The 6,301-nt window shown below is 71.2% G+C and carries 5 protein-coding genes; 4 read left to right on the top strand and 1 reads right to left on the bottom strand.

The window, feature by feature from the left end:
* Positions 1-81: 81 nt before the first annotated feature.
* Entirely contained in the window at positions 82-1,302 is a 1,221-nt protein-coding gene (locus tag GTW43_RS34505) for an ROK family protein (protein WP_161305912.1), read from the bottom strand.
* Positions 1,303-1,539: 237 nt separating this feature from the next.
* Between GTW43_RS34505 and GTW43_RS34500 the strand changes: the two genes are divergently transcribed.
* The 4 genes from GTW43_RS34500 to GTW43_RS34485 all read left to right on the top strand — a co-directional run.
* Positions 1,540-3,348, top strand: coding sequence for a peptide ABC transporter substrate-binding protein (locus GTW43_RS34500; protein ID WP_161305911.1), 1,809 nt, complete (start codon positions 1,540-1,542; stop codon positions 3,346-3,348).
* A gap of 61 nt (positions 3,349-3,409) precedes the next feature.
* On the top strand, positions 3,410-4,369 hold the full coding sequence (locus GTW43_RS34495; RefSeq protein WP_161305910.1) for an ABC transporter permease: 960 nt from the start codon (positions 3,410-3,412) through the stop codon (positions 4,367-4,369).
* Positions 4,366-5,259 (top strand): ABC transporter permease, encoded by an 894-nt coding sequence (locus GTW43_RS34490; protein WP_161305909.1) that lies wholly within the window; start codon positions 4,366-4,368, stop codon positions 5,257-5,259. The genes GTW43_RS34495 and GTW43_RS34490 overlap by 4 nt, the downstream gene beginning before the upstream one ends.
* Positions 5,256-6,301 (top strand): ATP-binding cassette domain-containing protein (locus GTW43_RS34485; protein ID WP_161305908.1); only part of this gene is annotated, 1,046 nt, incomplete at its 3' end. The genes GTW43_RS34490 and GTW43_RS34485, both read left to right, overlap by 4 nt.

Below are 6,301 nucleotides of genomic sequence, written 5' to 3'. Positions count from 1 at the left end.
CTGGGGTGGGGCATGGTTCCTCGTTCGTGCGGGTGAAGTACGGCCGGATGGGATGGGACCGGGTGAGGGGGTGCGATCCGGTCAGGGGGCGGGGGTCCGGAGCCGGTCCGGGTCGAGCTGGGCGCCGCCGACCTGGTGCAGGGCGTGGGCGAGGGCCCGCTGGAGGGCGAACTGCCCGGCGCCGAGGAGTCCGGCGTCGGCGCCGAGGACGGCGCGTTCGATGGCGAGGTGTTCGGTGACCAGCGGGTGGCAGCTCTCGTAGAGCTGGCTGCGGACGGCGGCGACGAACGGTTCGACGGTGGAGAGGATGCCGCCGAGGTAGACGGCGTCGGGGTTGAAGAAGTTGACGTTGGCGGCGAGGACCTGGCCGAGGTAGTCGCCGGCCCGGCGGACGGCGCGGTTGGCCTCGGGGTGGGCGTCGGTGGCGAGCCGGACGACGTCCTCGGCGGTGGTGACGTCGACGCCTTCGTCGCGCAGCACCCGTACGAGGGCGGCGCCGGAGGCGACGGTCTCGAGGCAGTCGGTGTTGCCGCAGGAGCAGGGCATGTGGTCGCCGTGGGTGATGCGGATGTGGGTGATCTCGCCGGCCGCGCCGGTGCCGCCGCGGTAGAGGCGGCCGTCGACGAGGGCGGCCGCGCCGATGGCGGTGCCCGTCTTGACCATGATCACCTGCTGGTGGCGGCCCTTGCGCGCGGTGTGCTCGCCGACGGCCATGCAGTTGGCGTCGTTGTCGGCGACGGCGGGGACCGCGAAGTGCTCGGCGAGCCAGGACTCGACGGGGAAGCGGTTCCATCCCGGCATGCGGGAGGGCTGGACGACGCGTCCGGTGGCGGTGTCGACGGGGCCGGGCAGTGAGAGGCCGACGCCGCGCAGCCGTGAGCGGCCGTGCCGTTCGACGAGTGCGTCGAGGGTGGCGGCGAGCCGGGTGAGGGCGGCCTGCGGCCCGTCGGCGATCACGAGCGGGACGGTGGAGACGTCGCGGAGCTCGCCGCCGGGCAGGACGACGCCGATGCGGGCGTGCCGGCCGCCGAGGTCGGCGGCGAGTGCGTACTCGTCCTGGCCGCCGAGCCGGAGCACCTTGCGGGGGCGGCCGCCGGTGGAGGACTGGGTGCCCTCCTCGGCGACGAGTCCGTGCATGACGAGCTGGGACACGGCCACCGAGACGCTGGAGGCGGCGGCGCCGAGCAGTTCGGCGAGCTGGGCGCGGGAGGTGGCGCGGCCGGAGGCGATGAGCTCGAGGGCGCGCGCGGCGAGGGTCGAGGTGCCGGCGGGCCGCCGGCCTCGCGTACTTATTTCGTTCATCTCCGTGCTTACTTCCGCAGGGGCGATCCGTGGAGACAGTACGCCTGATCCGGCGTCCCGTGAATGGCCTTTCACCCGGTGATTCCGGGCTTGTGGGCCTCCGGACTTTTTTCATAAACGGAGATACTTACTTGTTACAGAACTTTGTTTACGCGACGTCGTGGCAGGCGTTAGCTGACCTCTGCACGCAGTTCGCCGCGCCGGCCCGTGCCCGCCCCCTGCCCCTGGAGGAGATCCATGTCCCCTGCTCGCACAGCGTCGCGCCGACGCCGGGCGCTCGCCGTCGGCGCCTGCGCGGCCGTGGGCGTGCTGCTCAGTGGCTGCACGGGCGGCATCGCGGCTCCGGCCGGTTCGAAGAACGAGATCAACTACGCCCTGCCGGCGAACTTCACCCCGAACTGGATCGTGCCGATCGGGACGCCCGGCCACCTGAACACGAACAACGCGTCGATATCCCAGGTCCTGTGGGAGCCGCTGATCGCCTATGACGGCTCCGCGGGAAAGATCGGCTGGAACAAGGACAACTCGCTCGCGACGGACGCCGAGTTCGCCGCGGACAACAAGAGCGTCACCGTCACCCTCGGCGACCGGCACTGGAGCGACGGCGAGCCGGTCACCTCCCGGGACGTCGAGTTCTGGTTCAACCTGGTGCGGGCGAACAAGAAGTCGTGGGCCAGCTACAGCCCGGGCAAGGCCCCCGACACCTGGACGTCGTTCAGGACGATCGACGACCGGCACTTCACGCTGAAGTTCGACCGTGCCTACAACCGGCAGTGGATGCTCGCCAACGAGCTGAGCATCATCCGCCCGATGCCGCAGCACGTGTGGGACAAGACCGGTGACGCGGGGAAGGTCTCCGACCTCGACCGGACGACCCCGGGCGCCAGGAAGGTCTGGACGTACCTGATCGACGCGGGCAAGAAGATCTCCCGCTACGCGAGCGACCCGCTGTGGAAGACCGTCAGCGGCCCGTACACCCTCAAGTCCTTCTCCACGTCCGGCCGGGTCGAGCTCACCGAGAACGAGAAGTACGACGGGCAGGGCGCCGCCCACGTCAGGCAGATCAACCTGCTGTCGTTCACCACGGTCGCCGCCGAGGAGAACGCGCTGCGGGCCGGGACGGTCGACTACGGCTACATCAGGGCCTCGGACCTCGGGATCAAGAAGTCGTTCACGGACCTCGGGTACCACGTGCAGCGCTGGTCCGGCTGGGCCGTCACGTACATGCCGTACAACTTCAACAACCCGCAGATGGGCGCGGTCTTCCGGCAGCTGTACGCCCGGCAGGCCGTCCAGATGTCCGTCGACCAGAAGACCCTGTCCGAGGTGCTCTTCAACGGCACGGCGGTCCCCACCTTCGGGCCCGTGCCGCAGGGGCAGTCGTCCGCGTTCCTGTCGGACCGGCAGAAGTCCGAGCCCTACCCGTACTCCCCCGCCCGGGCCCGCAAGCTGCTCACCGGCCACGGCTGGACGATGAAGGACGGCACCATGGTGTGCACGTCGCCCGGCGAGGGCGCGGGGCACTGCGGCGAGGGCGTCGCGCGGGGCACCGCGTTCCGGATGCAGGTGCTCGCGCAGTCCGGCTCCACGGAGACGGACAACATGATGAGTGCGCTGCAGTCCTCCTTCGAGGAGTCCGGCATCGACTTCGGCATCAGGACGGCACCGGTCAACTCGGTGCTCTCGCAGACCGGGCAGTGCAAGGAGAAGGATCCCGGCTGCTCGTGGCAGCTGTCCTTCTTCGGCAGCGCGGGCAGCTGGTACTTCCCCGCCTACCCGAGCGGTGACGCCCTGTTCGCGAGCGGCGGCGGCTCCAACTTCGGCAGCTACTCCAACCCGGCGGTGGACCGGCTGATCGACCGGACGACCACCTCCTCGTCCCCCGACGCGATGCCGGCGTACGGCACGGCGCTCGCCGAGGACCTGCCCGTGGTCTGGCTCCCCGAGCCCGACTACCAGGTCTCGGTGATCAGGGACGGGCTCGGCGGGTTCGCCCAGGACTCCCTCGCCAACTTCCACCCCGCGATGTGGGCGTGGACCACGTGAGCGCGCGACCGGTGCGACTCACCCGCAGGTGCCCCGTCCCTCCTCCGTCCCCCGGAAAGCCATGAGTACATACTCCTTCCTGATCAGGCGGGTGCTGCAGGCCCTGGCGGTGGTCCTCCTCGTGACCGTCGTGGTGTTCTGCCTGCTGCACGCCCTTCCCGGGGGGCCCGCCCGCGGCATCCTCGGGCCGCAGGCCACGGCCGCGCAGATCACCGCGTTCAACCACGAGCAGGGCCTCGACAAGCCGCTGCCGGTTCAGTACGTGTACTACCTGAACCAGCTGGTCCACGGCGATCTCGGCATGTCGTACACGCTCAACGAGCCGGTCTCGCAGCTGATCACCGAGCGGCTGCCGAAGACGCTGCTGCTGACGGTGCTCTCGGCGGCGATCGGCCTGCTGTTCGCGGTGCCGCTCGGCGTGTGGCAGGCCGTGCGCCGCAACAAGCCGGTCGACTACGTCATCACCACGCTCAGCTTCATCGCGTACTCCACGCCCGTGTACTTCCTCGGCCTGATCCTGGTCCTCGTCTTCAGCCAGGTGCTGCCCTGGTTCCCGGCGCAGGCGCCGCAGGGCAACAGCGTCGGCGCCGTCCTGTCGCACCCCCAGGGCCTGGTGCTGCCGGTGGTGGCGGGCGCGGCCACGATGGTCGCCGTCTTCAGCCGCTACATGCGCTCGGCGACCCTGGAGAACCTGACGGAGGACTACGTGCGCACGGCCCGGGCCGGCGGCGCCCGCCCCCGGGCGGTCCTGACCCGGCACGTCCTGCGCAACTCACTGACCCCGGTGGTCGCCATGCTCGGCTACTACGTGCCCGTCCTGTTCGGCGGTGCGCTGGTGGTGGAGCAGCTCTTCAACTACCCGGGCATGGGCCTGCTGTTCTGGACCGCGGCCCAGGCCTCCGACTATCCCGTGCTCCTGGGCTGTGTCCTGGTCATCTCGGTCGCCACGGTGATCGGATCGCTCCTGGCCGACGTCCTGCAGCGCGTCATCGACCCCCGAGTGAAGGCAGGTCGGTCATGAGCTCCCTCACCTCCACGGACCGGCCGGTGGCCGCGTCCGCACCGGCCGCGTCCGGCACCCGGCTCGCCGTCCGCCGCTTCCTGCGCAACCGCCTCGCCGTGGTGGGGCTCGGCGTCGTCGTCCTCTTCGTCCTGTTCTGCTTCGTGGGCCCGCTGCTCTACTCCACCGACCAGACGCACACGCTGCTCCAGCAGGTCAACCAGTCGCCCAGCGGCTCCCACTGGCTCGGCACCGACGCGGTCGGCCACGACGAGCTGGGCCGGCTGATGTTCGGCGGCAAGGTGTCGCTGACCGTCGGGCTCGCGGCCGGTGTCCTCGCCACCGTCATCGGCACCCTGTGGGGCGCCGCGGCCGGATACGCGGGCGGCTGGGTCGACGCGGTCATGATGCGCGTGGTGGACGCGGGCATCGCCATCCCCGCCCTGTTCATCCTGCTGGTGGTCTCCGCGATCACGACGCCGGACCTGACGGGCCTCGTCGTGATCCTCGGCCTCATCTCCTGGCTCGTGCCCTCGCGGCTGGTGCGCGCCGAGACCCTGACCCTGAAGAACCGGGACTTCGTCCTCACCCTGCGCGCGATCGGCGGCAGCCACGCGCGCGCCATCACCCGCCACATCCTGCCGAACTCGGTGTCGACGGTGATCGTGGCCGCCACCTTCCAGATCGCCGACGCGATCCTGCTGGTGGCCTACGTGTCCTACCTCGGGCTCGGCGTCCAGCCCCCGTCCACCGACTGGGGCGGGATGCTCTCGACGGGCATGACCGCCGCCTACTCGGGCTACTGGTGGCTGATCGTGCCGCCCGGCCTCGCCATCATCCTCGTGGTGTGGGCGTTCAACGCGATCGGAGACGGACTCCGGGACGCATTCGACGTGAGGGGACGCGCATGAGCGCCGATCGACGACCGGCCGCGCCCGCCGCCGGGGAGACCGTCCTCGACCTCGCCGATCTCGGCGTCGTCTTCACCACGGAGACCGGCACGGTCGAGGCCGTGCGCGGGGTCTCCCTGAGCGTCGCGCCGGGCGAGACGCTCGCCCTGGTCGGCGAGTCCGGCTCCGGCAAGTCCACCGTCGCGCTCGCCGCCATGGGGCTCCTCGCGGGCAACGCGCGCGCCACCGGCACGGCCGTCGTCGCGGGCACCGACATCGTCGGCGCGGACGAGGAGGAGCTGTCGCGGCTGCGCGGTGCGCGCGTGTCCATGGTGTTCCAGGAACCGGCCACCGCCCTCGACCCGCTCACCCGGGTCGGCAAGCAGATCGCCGAGGTGATCCGCAACCACCGGCGGATGTCCGCGGCGGACGCGGCCGTGCTCGCCGTCGACCTGCTGCGCCGCGTCGGCATCCCCGAGCCCGAACAGCGGGCGCGCGCCTACCCGTTCCAGCTCTCCGGCGGTCAGCGCCAGCGCGTCGTCATCGCCATGGCCATCGCCAACGACCCGGCGCTGCTGATCGCCGACGAGCCCACCACGGCGCTCGACGTGACCGTGCAGGCCGAGATCCTCGACCTGCTGCGGCGGCTCGCGGCGGAGACCGGCACGGGGGTCCTGCTGGTCACCCACAACATGGGCGTCGTCGCGGACTTCGCCGACCGGGTCGCGGTGATGTACCGGGGCGAGATCGTGGAGACGGGGCCCGTCGAGGACGTGCTGCTGCGGCCCGGTCACGCGTACACCGAGCGGCTGCTGTCCGCCGTCCCGCGGCTCACGGTCGCCGAACCCGGCGACGGCGCCGCGTCCGGCGGGTCCGGGGAACCCGCGTCCGAGGCACCCGCGTCGGCGGCACCGGCGGGGGAAGCGGCGGTGGAACTGACGGACGTCTCGGTCGTCTTCGGCCGCGGGAAGCAGGCGGTGCACGCGCTCAAGGGCGTCTCCTTCGCCGTGCACCCCGGCGAGACGCTCGGCCTGGTCGGCGAGTCCGGCTCCGGCAAGTCCAC

It is taken from the genome of Streptomyces sp. SID5785 (assembly GCF_009870065.1).
GTDB lineage: Bacteria > Actinomycetota > Actinomycetes > Streptomycetales > Streptomycetaceae > Streptomyces.
The sequence above is the reverse complement of the archived record's forward strand: the minus strand, read 5'-3'. Positions and strand labels throughout refer to the sequence as shown.

Bases quoted from the DNA above. Each gene is read 5' to 3' on its own strand.
- GTW43_RS34495 (WP_161305910.1), top strand. From the start codon at position 3,410: ATGAGTACATACTCCTTCCTGATCAGGCGGGTGCTGCAGGCCCTGGCG.
- GTW43_RS34505 (WP_161305912.1), bottom strand. From the start codon at position 1,302: ATGAACGAAATAAGTACGCGAGGCCGGCGGCCCGCCGGCACCTCGACC.
- GTW43_RS34490 (WP_161305909.1), top strand. From the start codon at position 4,366: ATGAGCTCCCTCACCTCCACGGACCGGCCGGTGGCCGCGTCCGCACCG.
- GTW43_RS34500 (WP_161305911.1), top strand. From the start codon at position 1,540: ATGTCCCCTGCTCGCACAGCGTCGCGCCGACGCCGGGCGCTCGCCGTC.